Annotated in this window: 19 protein-coding genes and 3 pseudogenes; 15 read left to right on the forward strand and 7 right to left on the reverse strand. The window is 68.0% G+C overall.

What is annotated here, in order from left to right; all coding sequences use genetic code 11:
- The first annotated feature begins 160 nt into the window (after positions 1 to 160).
- The 11 genes from OG788_RS46410 to OG788_RS46460 all read left to right on the forward strand — a co-directional run bounded on the left by OG788_RS46410 (position 161) and on the right by OG788_RS46460 (position 7036).
- The gene (locus OG788_RS46410; protein ID WP_406368358.1) at positions 161 to 643 is read left to right on the forward strand and encodes an ATP-binding protein; all 483 of its coding nucleotides are present in this window, start codon (positions 161 to 163) and stop codon (positions 641 to 643) included.
- Positions 644 to 720: 77 nt separating this feature from the next.
- Positions 721 to 1065 carry a DUF6415 family natural product biosynthesis protein gene (locus OG788_RS46415; protein ID WP_406368356.1) on the forward strand — a complete coding sequence of 115 codons (345 nt, stop codon included), beginning with the start codon at positions 721 to 723 and terminating at the stop codon, positions 1063 to 1065.
- Positions 1066 to 1124: 59 nt separating this feature from the next.
- Positions 1125 to 1793, forward strand: a complete 669-nt coding sequence (locus OG788_RS46420; protein WP_406368355.1) for a hypothetical protein — start codon at positions 1125 to 1127, stop codon at positions 1791 to 1793.
- A gap of 202 nt (positions 1794 to 1995) precedes the next feature.
- On the forward strand, positions 1996 to 2136 hold the full coding sequence (locus tag OG788_RS46425; RefSeq protein ID WP_406368353.1) for a hypothetical protein: 141 nt from the start codon (positions 1996 to 1998) through the stop codon (positions 2134 to 2136).
- A 267-nt stretch (positions 2137 to 2403) separates the two neighbouring features.
- Entirely contained in the window at positions 2404 to 3429 is a 1026-nt protein-coding gene (locus OG788_RS46430; RefSeq protein ID WP_406368351.1) for a radical SAM protein, read from the forward strand.
- Entirely contained in the window at positions 3426 to 4061 is a 636-nt protein-coding gene (locus tag OG788_RS46435; protein WP_406368350.1) for a dTMP kinase, read from the forward strand. The genes OG788_RS46430 and OG788_RS46435 overlap by 4 nt, the downstream gene beginning before the upstream one ends.
- On the forward strand, positions 4054 to 4557 hold the full coding sequence (locus OG788_RS46440; protein WP_406368348.1) for a hypothetical protein: 504 nt from the start codon (positions 4054 to 4056) through the stop codon (positions 4555 to 4557). Before OG788_RS46435 ends, OG788_RS46440 begins: the two co-directional genes overlap by 8 nt.
- Positions 4554 to 5354 (forward strand): STM4013/SEN3800 family hydrolase, encoded by an 801-nt coding sequence (locus tag OG788_RS46445; protein WP_406368346.1) that lies wholly within the window; start codon positions 4554 to 4556, stop codon positions 5352 to 5354. The genes OG788_RS46440 and OG788_RS46445 overlap by 4 nt, the downstream gene beginning before the upstream one ends.
- Before the next feature lie 18 nt (positions 5355 to 5372).
- Positions 5373 to 5807, forward strand: a complete 435-nt coding sequence (locus OG788_RS46450; protein WP_406368345.1) for an NUDIX domain-containing protein — start codon at positions 5373 to 5375, stop codon at positions 5805 to 5807.
- Between the two features lie 271 nt (positions 5808 to 6078).
- Positions 6079 to 6849 (forward strand): hypothetical protein, encoded by a 771-nt coding sequence (locus OG788_RS46455; protein ID WP_406368343.1) that lies wholly within the window; start codon positions 6079 to 6081, stop codon positions 6847 to 6849.
- Positions 6836 to 7036, forward strand: coding sequence for a hypothetical protein (locus OG788_RS46460; RefSeq protein WP_406368341.1), 201 nt, complete (start codon positions 6836 to 6838; stop codon positions 7034 to 7036). The genes OG788_RS46455 and OG788_RS46460 overlap by 14 nt, the downstream gene beginning before the upstream one ends.
- 202 nt (positions 7037 to 7238) lie before the next feature.
- Here OG788_RS46460 and OG788_RS46465 read toward each other — a convergent pair whose 3' ends face one another.
- The 3 genes from OG788_RS46465 to OG788_RS46475 all read right to left on the reverse strand — a co-directional run bounded on the left by OG788_RS46465 (position 7239) and on the right by OG788_RS46475 (position 8972).
- Positions 7239 to 8159: a Ku protein gene (locus tag OG788_RS46465; protein ID WP_406368340.1), complete on the reverse strand. Its 921-nt coding sequence runs from the start codon at positions 8157 to 8159 to the stop codon at positions 7239 to 7241.
- Positions 8160 to 8316: 157 nt separating this feature from the next.
- Complete coding sequence (locus tag OG788_RS46470) at positions 8317 to 8520, reverse strand: hypothetical protein (protein ID WP_406368338.1); 204 nt, start codon at positions 8518 to 8520, stop codon at positions 8317 to 8319.
- 77 nt (positions 8521 to 8597) lie between these two features.
- Complete coding sequence (locus OG788_RS46475; protein WP_406368336.1) at positions 8598 to 8972, reverse strand: DUF6233 domain-containing protein; 375 nt, start codon at positions 8970 to 8972, stop codon at positions 8598 to 8600.
- Positions 8973 to 9102: 130 nt separating this feature from the next.
- On the opposite strand from OG788_RS46475, the pseudogene OG788_RS46480 reads away from it, so the two are divergent.
- Positions 9103 to 9591 (forward strand): annotated as a pseudogene (locus OG788_RS46480) (hypothetical protein); the annotation flags it as partial.
- On the opposite strand, the pseudogene OG788_RS46485 reads toward OG788_RS46480, so the two are convergent.
- Positions 9582 to 10132, reverse strand: a pseudogene (locus tag OG788_RS46485) (transposase family protein); the annotation flags it as partial. The pseudogenes OG788_RS46480 and OG788_RS46485 overlap by 10 nt on opposite strands.
- Before the next feature lie 183 nt (positions 10133 to 10315).
- Between OG788_RS46485 and OG788_RS46490 the strand changes: the two are divergent.
- Positions 10316 to 10942: a hypothetical protein gene (locus tag OG788_RS46490; RefSeq protein WP_406368334.1), complete on the forward strand. Its 627-nt coding sequence runs from the start codon at positions 10316 to 10318 to the stop codon at positions 10940 to 10942.
- A 502-nt stretch (positions 10943 to 11444) separates the two neighbouring features.
- Here the strand turns inward: OG788_RS46490 and OG788_RS46495 are convergent.
- The 3 genes and pseudogenes from OG788_RS46495 to OG788_RS46505 form a co-directional block, all read right to left on the reverse strand.
- Positions 11445 to 11836 (reverse strand): annotated as a pseudogene (locus OG788_RS46495) (transposase); the annotation flags it as partial.
- 69 nt (positions 11837 to 11905) lie between these two features.
- Positions 11906 to 12829, reverse strand: a complete 924-nt coding sequence (locus OG788_RS46500; protein WP_406368332.1) for a hypothetical protein — start codon at positions 12827 to 12829, stop codon at positions 11906 to 11908.
- Positions 12830 to 13075: 246 nt separating this feature from the next.
- On the reverse strand, positions 13076 to 14005 hold the full coding sequence (locus OG788_RS46505) for a hypothetical protein (RefSeq protein WP_406368330.1): 930 nt from the start codon (positions 14003 to 14005) through the stop codon (positions 13076 to 13078).
- Positions 14006 to 14330: 325 nt separating this feature from the next.
- Here OG788_RS46505 and OG788_RS46510 point away from each other — a divergent pair, with 325 nt between their 5' ends.
- A complete protein-coding gene (locus OG788_RS46510; RefSeq protein ID WP_406376639.1) occupies positions 14331 to 15275 on the forward strand; it encodes a protein NO VEIN domain-containing protein in 945 nt (314 codons plus the stop codon).
- 142 nt (positions 15276 to 15417) lie between these two features.
- Positions 15418 to 15600 (forward strand): hypothetical protein, encoded by a 183-nt coding sequence (locus OG788_RS46515; RefSeq protein WP_406368328.1) that lies wholly within the window; start codon positions 15418 to 15420, stop codon positions 15598 to 15600.
- The last annotated feature ends 761 nt before the right edge of the window (positions 15601 to 16361 follow it).

Genomic DNA, 16361 nt, shown 5'->3' on the forward strand with positions numbered 1-16361 from the left:
TAATGCGAACGTAAAGTCTTCCGGTTGGGGGCCTGCACGCAATCGGAACCCTTCCTGTTCCCCTCCGCTCAGTGCTCGTTGACTGGACGCGAACCGCCGAGCCGACATTTGGTGCGGCCGGTGACCGTGAGCCCGATGTGCGGGCCGAGAGGACGAGGACGTGTTGACGACAGCCGTACAAACGCCTCGCGAGGTCCGCTACCGCGATGGTGACGTCATGGGTGTGAGCTTCGAGATTGCGTGCCGCCGCGACGGAACCCCGCCGAGCCCCGAGGACTGCGCGTGGGTAGGAGCCATGCGCCGCATTGCCATGGCACGCCTGCAGTACCGCGGGTTGGACGCCCTCCAGGACGACGTGGGCTTCATCGTCTCCGAACTGGTCACGAACGCGATCCTGCACAGCGGAACCACCACGGTCAGCTTGACCATGGCCGTGCAGGACGGCGATCTGTACCTCTCTGTTGCGGACGGTATTCCGGGCGTGCCGTCCCCCGTGCAGGCGGCCGGCACCGACGCCGAGTCGGGGCGCGGTCTCGCTCTCGTCGATGCTTTGGTGAAGGAGAACGGCGGCACATGGGGAACTAACGACATCGGCGCTATGACCTGGTGCCGTCTCGTCATCCCGTCTGGGGACCAGTTATGAGCGGCCCTACGATCCTGCGCTGCACCATGCCCGTGCCTGATTGGGCGCCGCCGTTGGACCCCGAAGCCTTGGAATCAGTGCTGACCAAAGTCCGGGGGTGGCAGCCGTTCGACGGTGAATCGCTCCTCGACGACGTTGGCGCGGTCCTCGACGACGTAACCCCCGCCGAGGAAGCCCTCGATGACCACGCCCTGCGGCTCCGCGGCCATTTGATGCAACTCGTCGCTATCGCCGTCGCCGCGGAGGCCGGCCAGAAGGACCCGTATGCGGAACAACTGATCGAGCGGGCCCGCTGGTTACGCACCGAGGCAATGCCGGGTGACCACCTTCAGGCTGTGGGGCATCTGCGCCGGATGGCCTGGTCGGCCAACGAACTTCACGAGCGCCTCGGCGCGATCAAGTGCCTGCGGGAGGTGACCTGATGCTGGGTCCCCTGCTTCCGTACAGCCCGCCCGCCCCGTCGAGAAGGACGCATCGCTCCATGCCTTCCACCGCAGCCGGACCGGCCGTAGTCCCGTACGTCATCCAGCGGGTGGGGGAGGAGGCCGCGCCCGACAACCTGGTCATCAGGCGCAGCGCGCCGGGCCGAAGCCGCCTCCACTACCTCGACGAAGATCCCCGGGATCGTGATCCCCGCGGTGTGCTGTTCGCGCGGGTCGGCTGGAATCCGCTGGGCGTGGACGGGATGCCGACCGGGGAGCCGCAGTGGAAGTTCATGCACCCGCACCGGCAGATGATGACCATGCAGACTCTCCGTTGCCAGGTATGCGCACAGCCCGCCCGGACGAAGGCCGGCTTCATCTTCCTTGCGGGGCCCAGGGACGAGAACCCCACCCAGACGGAGATTCTGACGAACCAGCCCCCGGTGTGCGCCCGGCACGTCCGCACCGTTGCGGTGCTGTGCCCGCACATGGAGAAGCAGCCGATGGTGTTCCTCGCCCAGAGCGCCCCCCTGTACGGCGTGAGCGGAGTCCTCTACGGCCGTCTCGTCCGCGGGGGCCTGCACGTCGTCGCCCGGCCGGACATCGCCGTGCCCTACGGGAACCCCGACCTGGCCACGTTCCTGGCCTCGCAGGTGGTCCGCCGGCTCTCGAGCTTCCGTGTCCTGGACCTCGGCGAGCTGCTTGAGGAACTCGGGACGGCCGCATAGACCCCTGTCCGGTGGCCCGGAAGACCGTCCGTGCCCAGGCCATCGGGCAGGCCGTACGCCCAGCGCAGGGAGCTGACGGCCGATCCCCTACGGCCCGGCTCTCCCTTCCCGCGCTGGTGCTCACCCCCTTCGCCGCGCATCCCCCGGCGCGACGAAGGGGGCCCACGCGCCTGTATCTGACCGTCCACACCACGGAGGAACAATGACCAACCTCAGGATCCCCACCGTTTTCGGGCAGACGATCGCGAACATCGGCGAAGTTCCCGGCGGCAGGGAGTGGGGCCGGGTGCGGGGAAAGGTCCGAAGCGAGCAGCTCGCGGCCGGCCCCTTGCCGCCGAGCTGAGCGGTCTGTTTCACGACGTGACCACACAGCGGACACCCAGCGTTCTCCGCTGCGCCCCTGCTTGGTGATGCGCGGTTGGAGTACCTCCGCAGGCAATACGAGCGGGGCATCAGCCCCTGATTCCCGACTCGACCCAGGCGCGGGGCGCTGCCCCTATTCCCCCTCGGGCTCAGCGAATTCCCGTGCCGGGTCCACTGCCTTCGCCGCCCTGCCTCCCCCCGACGGGGCGGCGAAGGGCCCGATCTCACGGATGCTCTGGAGGCCAGTATGCAACCGCTGACTCATCCTGTAGAAGCCGACGCCGTCGACTTCACAGCACTGAAGAACTTCGCGGCCCTGCGCGGGCAACTCCGCGTCTCCTTCACGCCGCGGTGCAACATCGCGTGCTGGTTCTGCCACAACGAGGGTGACGTCCCGCCCCCGCTGACCAGGGCGGACCGCTCCCGGCAGCCGCGCACCCGAGCACTGGACCCGGACAGCTACCTGGCGTTGATCCGCTCCCTGACGGCCGAGGGCCTCAAACGCGTGTACTTCACCGGCGGGGAGCCGCTGTCCTCTCCTATGGCCCGGCCGATCCTGGAAGGTCTGCCGGCGCAAGGGCCGGACGGCTCTTACACGCTGATCACCAACGGGACCCGGGTCCGCACTCACCGGGCGTGGCTGTCGCGCACCCCCCTGGACAAGGTGAAGGTATCGCTCCACTACTTCTCCGACGAGAGCCTGAAGGCCATCGCCGGGACCCGCATCGGCATCGACACCGTCCTCGACGGCATCGAGGCGGCCCGGGAGATGTTCCAGCGGGTGGAACTGAACACCCTGCTCCAGAAGGAGAACGCCCACGAGGTGGAGCACATCCTCGACTTCGCCCTGGAACGCCGCCTGCCCGTGCAGTTCATCGAACTGGTCGGAACAGACTTCAACGAAGCCCGGGCCGCCTCAGCCGTGTCGGCCGAAGCGATCCTGACCTACCTGCGCACCCTGACCTCGGACGAGCACGTCGAAGTCGCCGGGGTGGGCCAGGGCCGGCGCGTCTTCCGCATCGACGGCATAGAGATCGACGTGATCCACCGCAACCTCGGCCGGCACCACCTCGGCCAGTGCGGCACCTGCCTCCTACGCAGCCAGTGCGTTGAGGGCTTCTGGGCCCTGCGCGTCGACCACAACGGCGGCATCCAGCCGTGCCTCTTACGCGATGACCTGCGCCTGAGCGTGACCGAGCTCCTGTCCGACCCGGAACGGCTCGTGGCAGCCGTCGCCGGGCACGTCACATCCTTCACCGAAGGGACGCTATGACCCACATCCCGCCGCCCTACCAGCCCTTCTCCTACGAGACCGACCACCCGATCGTCGTTCTGGAAGGCGTGTCCGGCGTCGGCAAGTCCACGCTGGCCAGCCTGCTCGCCGCACGCCTGAAGGCATCCACCTTGCACACGCTGCCCGACCCGCACACCGACTGGTCCCCGCTCATCGAACGCACCCTGCGGCCGCTGCCTCAGCTGGGGTTCTACCTGTCCGGACTGCTGCACGCGTCCGACCGGATACGGCAAGCCCAGGCACACGGGCCCGTGGTGGCTGACCGCTACCTGTCGTCCGTCATCGCCTGTCACTCCGCCGTCCACCGCGTCCCCACCGATGCGGTGACCACGCTGCTCGCACCCTTCCGCCCCTACGTGGCAACGCCCACCCGTACCTACTACCTGCGCTGCGCGGAGGACGAGCTGCGCGAGCGGCTGGCCACCAAGACAGACACGAAGAGCGACGACACCGATCTGCTCGACATCCCCGACCGGCTCCCGCGCCTCCTCGCCAACTTCGCCAAAGTAGCCGAAGCCGACGACACCGCGATCTGGCTCGACACCGACGACAAAACGCCGGACGAGCTCGCCAACTGGGTCATCGCCGATCTGGAGCGCCCCCTTGCTTAACCCCATCGACACGGCCGCCGTCATCCGCGACGGCGGCGCCGTCGGGCACTACCCCGGCCAGATCCACGAGGCCGTCGGCTGGTGGCTGGGCGCCTGCCTGGTCGTCACCACAAAGACCCCCCGTCTCGCCGTGGCCCACGACGGACACCCGGTCAGCGTCGAATTCGCCGACCGTCTGTGCCAGGGCGCAATCAACGCCGAGCACTACGCCTGCCACGTCCGCCACCTCGGGCAACAGCCCGAAGAGGAACTGCTGGCCGCAGCAAACGCCCTTGAAGCCCCGGCAGCGTGGGTGTCCGCGAGAACCGACAACCGCACCGACACCGTACGGATCCGCCTCTACACCCCGCTCGGCACGCTCCTGGACGACACCACCGGGCTCGCAGTGATTCGTGACCTCATCGCCCGGGACCGCATCCCGATCCCCGTGAACACCCAGGCCAAGGGCACGATCGAGCCCTGGCCCCCCACGTCGACAGACGGAGCCCGCCCGTGATCAACGCAGCAGAGATCATCGAGTCCGGCACCAACATCCTGTTCGTCACGCTCGACTCCCTGCGCCACGACGTCGCCCACCGTGCGCTCGAGGACGGCCGCACACCGCGCCTTGCCGGGCTCCTTCCGGGCGGACAGTGGGAACGCCGACAGACGCCCGGAACCTTCACACTGCCCGCCCACATGGCGTTCTTCTCCGGCTTTCTGCCCAAACTGCCTCAGCCCCAGCAGCCGGCCCGCCTGTGGGAGTGCCGCCCACCGGCCTTCAAGAAGGTGCCGCCCCAGACGTTCGTCTTCGACGCCCCCAATCTCCTCGACGGACTCGCCCTGCACGGCTACCGCACCGTGTGCGTGGGCGGGGTCACCTACTTCTCCGACGAGACCCCGCTCGGCTCGGTCCTGCCTGCAATGTTCCACGAGGCGCACTGGCGGCCCGAGTTCTGCTCCCCGGAGCCCGATTCCACTCGCCACCAGACAGACCAGGCCCTCGCCATCGCCGACCACTACGACGGTCGCCAGCCGCTACTGCTGTTCGTCAACGTCTCGGCCACACACGTCCCCCACGGCCACTACCTCGGTAACAGCACGGACAGCAGCGCCTCACAGGCGGCCGCGCTCGCCTACGCTGACGCTCACCTGGGCCGGCTGCTCGACGGGCTCTACGGCCGGGGTCGGTGCTGGCTGGTCATCATGTGCGCCGACCACGGCGATGCCTACGGAGACGACGGCTTCCACGGCCGTGGCATCGCCCACCCTGCCGTGTGGAATGTGCCTTTCGCCGCATGGGTACACAACTGACCGCTACGCTCGATCCGTATGAGCGATGGATCAATGCGTGACGCCTCCGTGGTCGTGGCACTCGACGTAAACGGCCTAGTTGCACTGCTGAGCACCGACTTTCCCGCCCACGGAGGCGAGTACCTGTTCCTGCCCGGCGGACGCCGCGAAGACGGAGAGACCGCGCTGGACTGCGCCCGCCGCGAGCTGCGAGAGGAAGCCGGAGTAACCGCCGGGCAATGGCGGCAGCTTGGCTCACACGCAATCACGCTGAGCTCTCCGGCGCGCGTCCACATCTACGAAGCCCGCGACCTCACCCTCGGCGCCCAGGAACTCACCGAGACGGAGCAGGACTTCAAGCTGATGTGGTGGCCGATGCCCGATGCCCTTCAGGCCGTGCACGACGGGCGATTCCTCCTCCCCGCAGGGCCGTTGGCCCTGCTCCTCGCAGATCACCGCCCTGCGAACAGCTGACAACCCGCCCGTGCACGCCCAGGGGCAGTTGGGGGCCGTAACCGATCGCGGCCGTTGACGTCTGGACGCAGCCGCCGACCCGTAGTTCGCGGCCACTGAGCAGCTCGAAAATCTTCGGGGCCGAACCCGAGCGCGACGCCTTCCTCCTGACCGTCACACCGACCCGCCAGACCGTGCACTACGAGAAGACAGACGGACCAAGCTGGGCTCTCCCGGCCACGTCCTGACCATCGCCCCAGACCGGCTCCGCCTCTCCCGTCCCCCGCGGCGAGTGCGGCCCGCGCTGCTTGCGCTGGTCGTCATCCGCTGCGCGGACTGGGCGGGGCCGGTACGCGATCGGGCCCGCGCGCTCTTGGCCGAGGCGCCCCCGCACCAGCTGGCCGCGCACGCCGCGCTGATCCTGCGGGTCGGCGGCCGCTCACGGGGCGGCTTCACCCAGGAGCTGCTGACCGGGGCGCTGCGTGCGGGCCCGGCCGCGCAAGCCGAGGCGCTGCTCGACAGCGGCGACCGGGCCACGGCTCGCCTCGCGTACCGCGTCGCCTTCGAGCGGCGGTTGCTCCCCATCGCGCGGCTCGCTCAGATTGCCGCCCGCCACCGCGACGTTGTGGTGCAGAATTTGTGCGCCGAAGCGGCTGTGGCCGCCCTCGGCGAGGGCACCTTCGAGGAGTTCGCAGAGGTCGTGGTGCCGTTGCTCGGGTCCCGGCGGCCCAGGGTCAGGTCGGCGGGGGTGACCGCCCTGCGCCGGGCCGGGCGGCACGCCGATGCCGAGCCGTATCTCACCGACCGGTCCGCCGTAGTACGCGCGTGCGCCCGGTGGGTGCTGCGGCAGGGCGGCACGGACCCGGTGCCTCTGTACCGCGCGCTGTGTGCCGACCCCGCGGGCCGGCCCCGCGGGCCGGCCCGCCGCCGCGGTGGGCCTCGGCGAGTGTGGGACGCGCGAGGACACGGACCGGATTCGGGCGCTCCTCGCGCACCCGGTCCCCGGCGTTCGTGCCTCCTCGGTGGCCGGGCTGCGGGCACTGGACGCGGTGCGCGTCGATGACGTACGACCGCTCCTGGACGACCCATCGGCGGCAGTGCTCCAGCAGGCGACCGCGGCCCTCTTGCCGTGGGCCGACCGCGTACCGCAGAAGTTGCTGCGCGAGCTGCTGACCGAGGATCGTCCGCGCCACCAGCGGGTCGCGGCGATCCGGCTGCTGCGAGCCGTCGGGATGCACGCCCAACTCTGACACGCGTTCCAGACGAGCCGCCGGACGGGCCCTGGCCCCGGGGCGACGACGATCGTGGCTCTCCGATCAGCCTGCCTCGTGAACCCGTTCCTGCCGTGAGCTTGACGAGCAACTGCCCCGGCGCGTCAGGCATCGGTGGCCTCGTCCACGCGCACCCCGGGCCAGCCCAGACAGCGAAACGCTGCTGGAGTACTGAGCAGTTTCAGGCGCTGCGCCGCGGTTTCCGCGCTGTCGTCTTCTTGGCTGCCTTCTTGGCAGGCTGCTTCTTTGCCGTCTTCTTTGCCGTCGCTTTTTTGGCTGCAGTCTTCTTTCCGGGCATGTCGTGGACGGTGGCGTCCTCGCCGCGGGAGGCCTTGGCCTTGGCCACGGACTCTTTCAGCGCGGCCATCAGGTCGACGACCTGCCCCGGTGCCTCGGGCTCCTCAGCCGTGGGCGGTTCGCGGTGCTCCCGTTTGGCGTCGATGAGCTGCTCCACGGCTTCCGTGTACCGGTCGGTGAACTCCTCGCCTTCCAGGTCGTCGCGGGTCAGCCGGTCGATGAGCTGCTCCGCCTGGGCGATCTCGTCGTCGGTGAGTTCCACTTCTTCGGGTTTCAGCTGGGACGGGTCGCGGATCTCGTCGGCCCAGCGCATCGAGTGCAGGACGATGACGTTGTCGCGGACGCGGAGCAGGCCCAGCCTCTCGCGCCCCGACCATGCGTATTTTGCGACGGCCACCTTCGACGACCGCTCCAGGGCCTGCCTCAGGAGTGTGTACGGCTTGGCCGCGACCTGGCCGTCGGGCTCGAGGTAGTAGCCCTCGCCGATCTGGATCGGGTCGATGGAGTCCAGGGGCACGAATGCCTCGATCTCGATGGCCTTCGCGGTGGGCAGCGGTATCTCCCGCAGTTCCTCGTCGAGGACCGGGATGATCGTGTCCTTGCCCCACTGGTAGCCCTTGCCGATCTCGGACTGCGCTACTTCACGGTCCTCGATCTCGCAGATCTTGCGGTTCCGCACCCGGCCCATGTCCTCCAGGTGGACCTGGTGGAAGTGGATGGAGTGGTCCTCCCGGGCGTTGACCACGTGGATCGGCACGGTGACCAGGCCGAATGAGATGGCGCCGGACCAGATGGTTCGGGGCATGGGGGACCTCCGCGACAAGCCCCGAGGCCTTCAGCCTAGAAGCAGGCGCAGGCCCAAGCGCGGCGAGGCATCGCCGCTGAACGGGGGAGAGGCGGCCTCGGCCGTGGGCGGTTGGTCGAGGATGCGCAGGGCTGTCGGGCCACGTCGCATTAGGTGTTTACGGGCGGCTGCTGGTGAAGCGGACGGTGGAGCCCCAGTTCTGCTGGACGGGGGCCAGGCACCACTGGCACAGGGGCATGCCGCCGGTGCCGTACTTGTGGGTGCGTCGCTGGCAGCCGGAGCACGGGCCGACCAGGCTGCTGGGGCAGGTGAAGGTGGAGGGGTCCGGTTCGCTGACTGGTGGCGGGGGAGTGCTGGTCATCAGGGTGTCCTGTTTCGGGTGATGGGTGGATTGGTCACCGCGAAAGCAGCCTGAGGCCAGAAGATGCAGGGTGCCGGTCAGCGCATCGCGATGGAGAGGGCTGAGCCGGCGGATAAGTCGATGATCTCCAGCGCGGTGTCGGGCTGGCAGTGACCGCAGGCGCGCACGCCCGAGGTGAGGAGCCGGCGGGCTTCGTCGCGCGGGACGGGGCACCGTCGTTTGCCCGCGGCGTAGCAGCCGCCCACGTGCACTTCGATGGGCGGGCGGCCGTTGCCGATGCCGAGTTCGACGACCCAGTCCGGTTCCGCGGGCCGGTTTCGGCGGCCCTGCTCTTGTTCGGCCTCCCGCTCCTGGAGGGCGGCGATCTTGGTGTCGATGCGCTGCAGCCACATGGCGTGCCACACCCGCAGGGTGAGCAGTCGCGCCAGGTCAGGCGGCAGGTCATCGAACATGCATCCGATTCTAGATCCAGAGGCCATCGGGTTCGCCACCTCGCGTGTTCGAATTCTAGTTCGATAACGTGGAGTGGAGGAGGTGAGTGCTGTGGAGACAGGGACCGAAGCACGACAGGGGGCGAGCGTGATGCACGTGCGCTGCCCGGACCGGCTGCCGGAGGACCTCTACCGGCAGGTGCTGGAGCAGATGGCGGAGCTGTCCCCGATCGTCCAGGCACTGCCCCCGACAGCCGCCCTGGCAGAGCTCAAGGGCGCGCTGCGCTACCACGGCGTGGACGCCGCCCGACTGGGAGAGGTGCTGCGCGTGCGGACCATCTCGAGGCTGGGCGTCGACGTCCGCGTCGGGATCGGCCCGTCAGTCACCGTCGCCGCCACCGCCTCCGGCCAGATCACCGGCCCGGGCGGCGTCCTCGCCATCACCCCCGACGAGGTCGCGGACTGGCTCGGACCCCTTCCTGTCGAGGCCCTGCACGGCATCGGACCCCGCCAGGCCCAGGCCCTGCACGACTACGGCGTCCACCGCATCGGCCTGCTCGCCGCGATCCCGCCCGCCACCGTCCAGCGCCTCCTGGGCGGCCGCGCCGGACGCCAGGCCGCAGACCGGGCCCGCGGCGTCCGCAGGAGTCGCCAGGACTTCAGGGTGGCCATCGCCTGCTCGCCGACTGCTCGGATCTTCGCGTGGGAAAGGTTGACGGCCTTCTGGCCTGCGGAAGATTCTCCCAGCGGCCGCGGTAAGGGACGCGGACGGTTCCGCCGGCACCCTGGTACGCCTTGTCCGCCCAGCAACACATGTCGGCCTCGGCCAGCGCCTCGATGACGCCGTGGGTGCGGGCCGCCTTGACGTCGTGGACCGCGCCGGGCAGCGCGGCCAAGGCCCACAGCAGGCGCCCGAACGGGTCGGCGATGGCCTGGATGTTCATGCCGTGCTTCTTGTGCTTCCCGGAGTAGTGCGGGCGGTCAGCGGCGATCCGGTTGATGGGTAGTAGGGTGCCGTCGAGGATCACGAACGCCTTGCGCGCGGCAGTGCGTACGGCTGCGGCGAGGTCCGGGGCGACGGCTGCCAGGACCTCAACCGCCTCGGTAACGTAGCGGTAGACGGTGGCGATCCCGACGCCGAACCCGGCTGCAAGCTGGGCGTAGGTATGGCCGCACCACAGCGGCGGCACGACACCGGCGCATGGCGACCATGGGAACCGCGGCAGACCGTCACCAGCGCTCGACGGCGGTTCACCGGCCCGGAAGACCTCGGCCCCCTCCCATCGTGGAGAAGCCGTCGTGCGAAGATTCGGCACCGACCGGACCGAATCATGCCCAGCAGTCGGGGCGCCGAGAAAGAGCACATGCGCACCAACACGATCAATGTCGCACGGACGACCGCCGTCGCCGTGGGAGCAATTCTCGCCACCGGATGCGGCACGGGCGTCGGCCCCGCCGACCCGGCCGCGACCACGGCCCCTGCCCTTTCCTCTTCTTCGGCATCGGTGCCCTTCGACCAGAAGGCCGTTCGGAGGGACCTGCAGGCGGCTGTCGCGGCAGCCGGACTGGCAGGCGGCAAAGTGGAGGCGGGGCTCGGCGCGCCCCGGGAGCCACGCGCCCTCACCGACACCGAGAAGGGACGCAAGGCCGCCGCTCTCGACACCCGACTGACCCCCTGCGTGGTCTCCTGGTCGTCCACCGGGAATCGACACCGCTCCCCAAGCGCCGCCAATCCGGCTGACACGCGGCGGCGCCTGAAGATCATGCTGTCCGGTCTCACCGCTCGGGGTTGGAAAGAGATCAGGCCACCGCAGGAGGAGCCTCTCGAAGGCAACGGCACCTACTACATGGCTTCGTACAAGAAGAAGGGCTGGTTCCTTCACGCCCGGCACGCCGCAGCACCCGTGCTCGACCTCACGACGGTCATGGCCACGGAGGAAGCCTGCTTTGGCCGGCTCACCGCTGAGGAGCAAGCCCTCCTCGAGAACTGAGGAAGGCCGCACGAGGCCGAATGTGGGCGGGCCGGAACAGTCTGACCCTCGACCTCTTATGGCCACCTGCTCCAAGCCGAAGCGCCAGGACATGAGGAAGTCGACAACGGCAGCACGCCGAAACAGCTTTGCTCTCGGATGAGCCACTCCGACACGATCCAGCAGCGCTTCCCAACTGCCGCGGAACAGAACCTGGCCAGCGACACCCACGTCGTCCGATTGCCAGGTCACCATGACTTCGGCAGCCACAGGTGTGAGCTCACCTCCTGGTTCTAGCGCCCCAGACGGGCCATGCTCTTGCCGGACGAGAACCGCAGTCAGCCGTTTCCAACTCGACAGTGTCAGCGGGCAGTTGGCGCCGGGTGATGTCGGGGGAAGGGCGAAGCTCCTGGTAGATGGGTTGTCGACCAAGGGCAACCTGTCTGCCCGGAGCTTCACATGCTTGTCTACCCATCAGGGATCGATCTGTCCAGCTCGACCCTGCGGTACCTCTCCCGCCTGCTGACCGGGGCCGGGCCCCGTCGACCGGCGAAGGTCCGGTGCGAGCCCCCCTTTCAGCGCCCGGACGTGCGAGCCGTCGATCGCCGCGTCGTCCATGTCCAGCAGGCCCGCGGCCCGCAGCTCGACCAGCAGCACGTCGTGCAGCTGCGGCCAGACGCCCGCTTCGGTCCAGTCCCGCAGACGCCGCCAGGCCGTCACGCCGCTGCAGCCGACCTGCTCCGCGGGAACGTTCCGCCAACTCACGCCCTTGCACAGCACGTAGACGATGCCACGCAGCGCAGCCCGGTCATCCGCAGGCAACCGCCCGGGATACCGATGCCGTCTGGGCGCACGAGGCGGCAACAGCGGGGCCACACGTTCCCACAGGTCGTCAGGCGCAAGATCAGCAGGCACCCAACAAATCCTGCCGACACGACACCCAACTGCCAAGCCTCACAACCCACTTCATTCTGAAACGATCAGCTAGTCGAACAGTTCTGAACCGGCCGTGATGGCCGCTTGGACAGCCTGTTCGGAGCCTGCCGTGGCGGCGGATGTGATGGCGAGGATCAGGATGCGCTTGATGGAGCGCCAGATGCGGCGGCCCCTATTGGGATCGCTGCCTTCGCGCTCCAGAGCGTTGATGCCGTCGGCGAGGTCTTGGGCGTCGTCTGTGGGTAGATCCAGGGCATGCGTGGTCTGGCGGAGTTGACTCACGAGTGATGTCAACGCTTCTGCATTCACGTTGACCGTGATGGCCTGGGAGTTGCCGCTTCCGCTCGCGAGGTTGCTTTTGTGTGTGTTTCCGTGGACGGTGATGCTGTTGTGGTTGTTCGTGACGGATGCGGTGCTCCGCGGCTGCTGTTTGGCCATGAAGGTCTTTAAGTCTTCGCGTCCGGTAGCGAAGTTGATGCCCATGTTGGTCGGCCGGACGAGGGCGCTGCCGTTTGGGAGACGTTCAATGATGAGAAGGGCCTCAGCTTCGAGGTAGAGAAGGGCAGCAACTACTTCATCCCAGGAGAGCTCGGTTCCCAAATACCACCCGCCCTCTGTGCCGACGAACTCCCAAGCGTCTACTGATCCTGCGGGGCGAGGGAAGCTCTCGTATACCCAGCGCACCAGCGCATTGTGGAGGTGCATGTCTCGCTTGGCTCTGTCCTGCGAGTCTTGCTGCAACTGCTGTGCGTGCAGCAACCCCGTATCTGTCCACACCCACTGCTCCCAGACGAGGCGCTGTTCGTTCTGCACGATGCCGTGTTCCTGCAGCATCCCGAGAATTTCAGCTTTGTACGCCTTGTCAATCTGAGCGGTACGAAGGGCCTCTTTCACATTCAGGACCCGGGTGTAGGGCGACTGCGTTTCGAACGCCGCCTGAACGAACTGCGCGACCAAACGCAGGAGTGTCATGCCGAAGGATCGTAGACCGCTAAGCGGCCATCCAGGCTGCGAAACAGCCGAGTTGGAACCCGTGGCTGCCGTACGCGCCAGAGCCGACCCGGGATCCAACCACCTGCTGTCCCCTCAGGATCCAGCGGGAATGTCTGTCCGGCCCGGGCAGCGAGCGGTGTAACCGCCACACACGGCAGGCGATGCGATGAGCGAGTGGAAGCGGAGAGATGGCAGGGGGCGGGATCCCCTCGGCTGATCCGCAGGTCAGCTGAACAACTGCGAACCGGCCGCGATAGCGGCCTGAACGGCTTGTTCGGAGCCTGCCGCGGCGGTGGATGTGATGGCGGGGGTCATGATGCGCGCGATCCTGCGCCAGATTCTCTGGCCCCGGCCGAGGTCGTCCCCCTCGCGCTCAAGAGTGTCGATCTCCTCGGAGAGGTCCTGGACGTCGTCCTCGGGGAGCTGCAACGTGGGTGCCACCTGGCGCAGTTGAGTGATCAGGGACGCCAACGCATTCGCATCCACCCCGTGCGTGACCGTCTGGGTGTTGTTGCCGCCCGTGGCGAGGGCGCTGCCGGATACCGCCCCGTGGACGACGATGCTGTCGCTGAAGTTGTTCGTGACACCGGGAGAGTGCGGCTGCTGGGTGGTCATGAAGGTCCTCAAGGTCATGTTGGAGTGGGCAAACCTGATGCCCAGGGGAGTTGGCCGGACTCCGATGCGGCCGACGGTGCGTTCCGCCACGAGAAGTGTCTCGGCTTCAAGGAAACCGACAGCGGCCTCTACCTCGTCCCAGGTGACTTGGGTTCCGGCGAACCACCAGCGTTCGTTGCCGGCGAACTCCTGGAGACTTACCGAACCCGCAGGAGGGGTGTGCGTGTACGCCCAACGCACCAGCACGTTGTGGAGGTAGATATCGCGTTCGGCCCTTGACTGAGAGATTCGGCGCAAGTGCCGTGCCTGCTCCAAGCCGTTGGCCGTCAGCCTGATCAGGTGTACGGAACCATCGGCTCGCTCGCCCTCGCTGCTGACGTATTGCTGGGCGATGAGCGACGAGATGACGGCGTCCTTCTCCGCTGTGTCGAGCTGAGCGGACTCCATGATCGCCTCAGGGGCCAGCAACTCGTTGAGACGGCCCCCGGACGCATCGAGTGCGCAGAGGAGGAACTGCGCGACATACACCTCGGTCGTCATGCCGAACGAGCGTAGCGTAGCCGGACGAGCCGTCAGTTCGGGCGGATGGGGCGGCAGCGTCGGTTCGCCCTGGGCACCGAGGCCGGATGGTCAGCTACACGCTCGCGACCAAGCTCGGCAACGCCTGTCTGGTCGGTGGCAGATGGCGCGGCTTACGCCCGGCCCTGTGACCGTGCGAACTGCCCTGTCAGTGAGGCTGCTTGGCGCGGTAGTTCGGTCGGGCCGGCCGTGGCGGCTGGCGCCGGCAGCACCTTCCCATCTGTATCGACCACTGCATAGTGGATGCCTTACGATGTGCTGTGTGACAACTTCCAGTCTGTTCCTGATGGTTCACGTGGGCCAGAGCGTCGAGGCTCAGCGGAACCTCGAGCACGGCATCGAGACCTGCTCCTGGGGATTTCCGGAGAAGAAGCCCGAGTACGACGGCGCCATCCCGCGTTTCGCTGTCCTGGCCACGGGGGCCTCTCCACGCGTCCAGCTCAAGAACTGGCTTGAGGAGACTGCCACCCTCTACCTGTTCGAAGTCCGCGGTGGCTTCTACTCCGGTACGGCTTGGCATTGGCCTGATGAAGAGGTCGAGCAGCGCATCAAGTACCCCTGCCGCTTCGGTATTGAGCCCTTGGCCGTCCTGCACGATGTCCCCCTCGGCCCGGGAGGTCCTCTCACCGAAGCTGGGAGTGACGCCATCCGCCGCTCCGGCACCGATCGCGGCATGGGCAAACTCGTCCCGATGCCCGCGCTGCCGCTCCTGCAGCAGGCCGGCATCCCCATCGACCCCGCCCAACCCGAGACGGTTCCCCTCGATAAATCCCCTGGCTTCACCGCCGATCAAGTCGAGGGCAAGAAGAAGCCCCAGCGCCGCCGCCGCGGCGCCGGCTACATCTCCGACCCGAAAAAGCGCACCGCCATCGAAAAGCACGCCGAAGACCACGCCGCCGCCTACTACGAAAGCCGCGGCTGGAACGTCGAACGCCTCGGCAAGCCCTACGACTTGCGCTGCACCCGCGGCAGCGAGGAACGCCACGTCGAAGTCAAAGGCACCACCGGCGCAGCGACCAGCGTGGAGCTGACCATCAACGAAGTCCTCCATGCCCGCGACCCAAACAACACCGTCGACCTGTACGTCGTCAGCGACATCAAGGTCGACACCCGCACCGACCCCTACACCGCCACGGGAGACACCGTCACCCACCATCAGGACTGGGAACCCGCCGAAGAAGACCTGCGCCCCCGCAAATACGAGTACCGCCTCCCCTCACAGCCGTCCTGACACGCAGCGTCCCAGCAGCATGTCCACCACGGGCTCTATCCGGTCCATGGTTCACAGCAGGACAGGGCGGCGGATCCGCCGCCCTGCCGTCGCCACCTGTTTAGCCCCGCTTCGACCAGGCACCCGCCGAGAGGAAGACCCCGTGTCCACGCTTGCCATACTGGTTGGCCTGCTCTTGATCTTGGTCATCGGCATGGTTGTTGTCGCCCTGGCGTATGCCGTCTACCGCCGCCCCGTGCTCACCCAGCCCGTCCTGGTCGCTCTGACCGCTGTGGGCTCCCTCGTTGCCATCGTTGGCACGATCGTCACCGTCGGCGCCCGTTGACGCCCAGGCAAGGCGCATGCGGGAGGTGTTTTCCGGCGAGATTTCCTCGGGGCAGCAACCGTGCCGGGCGGAGTTTGACGCAGCACTCGACCGCTGCGGAGTGAGGCACGTGCGGCCCTGCAGTACGTATACGGCCGGGCCATCTCGGTCTGCTGTCACCTGGAGATCTCGAGGTCATTGCCTCAGCCGTCCTCGGTCGGTCCGGACGCGCGGGCTACAGTGCCGCGCTCGAGAAGGCGGTCACTCATCGCGTCGGTGATCTGCTGATCCTCGACCGTGTCCATCTCGGCAGGGCATGGAGGGGCTTCGGGCTAGGATCTGGCGGCCGAGGCGATCCGCCGCCTGTCCGGCGGCTGTTGTGCGGTGGCGGTGTACCCGGACACGGGCGAATACCCCGAGGACCGCGGGCAGCTCACCGAGGCATGCCGGCGCCAGGCGAAGAAGAAGATCGCCGCGCTGTGGCAGAGCGTCGGCTTCCAGCGATTGGGCGGGGACCCGGCCGGGGTGGCCCTGGCCGACGTGCCGGAGGCCAAGCGGCCCGGTACCCGCCTCATGCTGCGTGTGGCGCTGGTGCTGTACCAGATCACCGACGCCGACGTGGCTGCCTGGCGAGCGGGCCGAGGCGAGCGGACAGGCAGCACAGACCGTGACCTGACCCGCGGCCTAGCCTTCGGCGCGATCACCGCGGTGCTGCCGCGTCCTGGATCAAGGCGCCGTGGATCGCGGAGAGGCGGGCGGCCGGATGGGCACGGGCCAAAGTC

Source organism: Streptomyces sp. NBC_00647, assembly GCF_045207245.1.
In the GTDB taxonomy this organism is placed as follows: Bacteria; Actinomycetota; Actinomycetes; order Streptomycetales; family Streptomycetaceae; genus Streptomyces.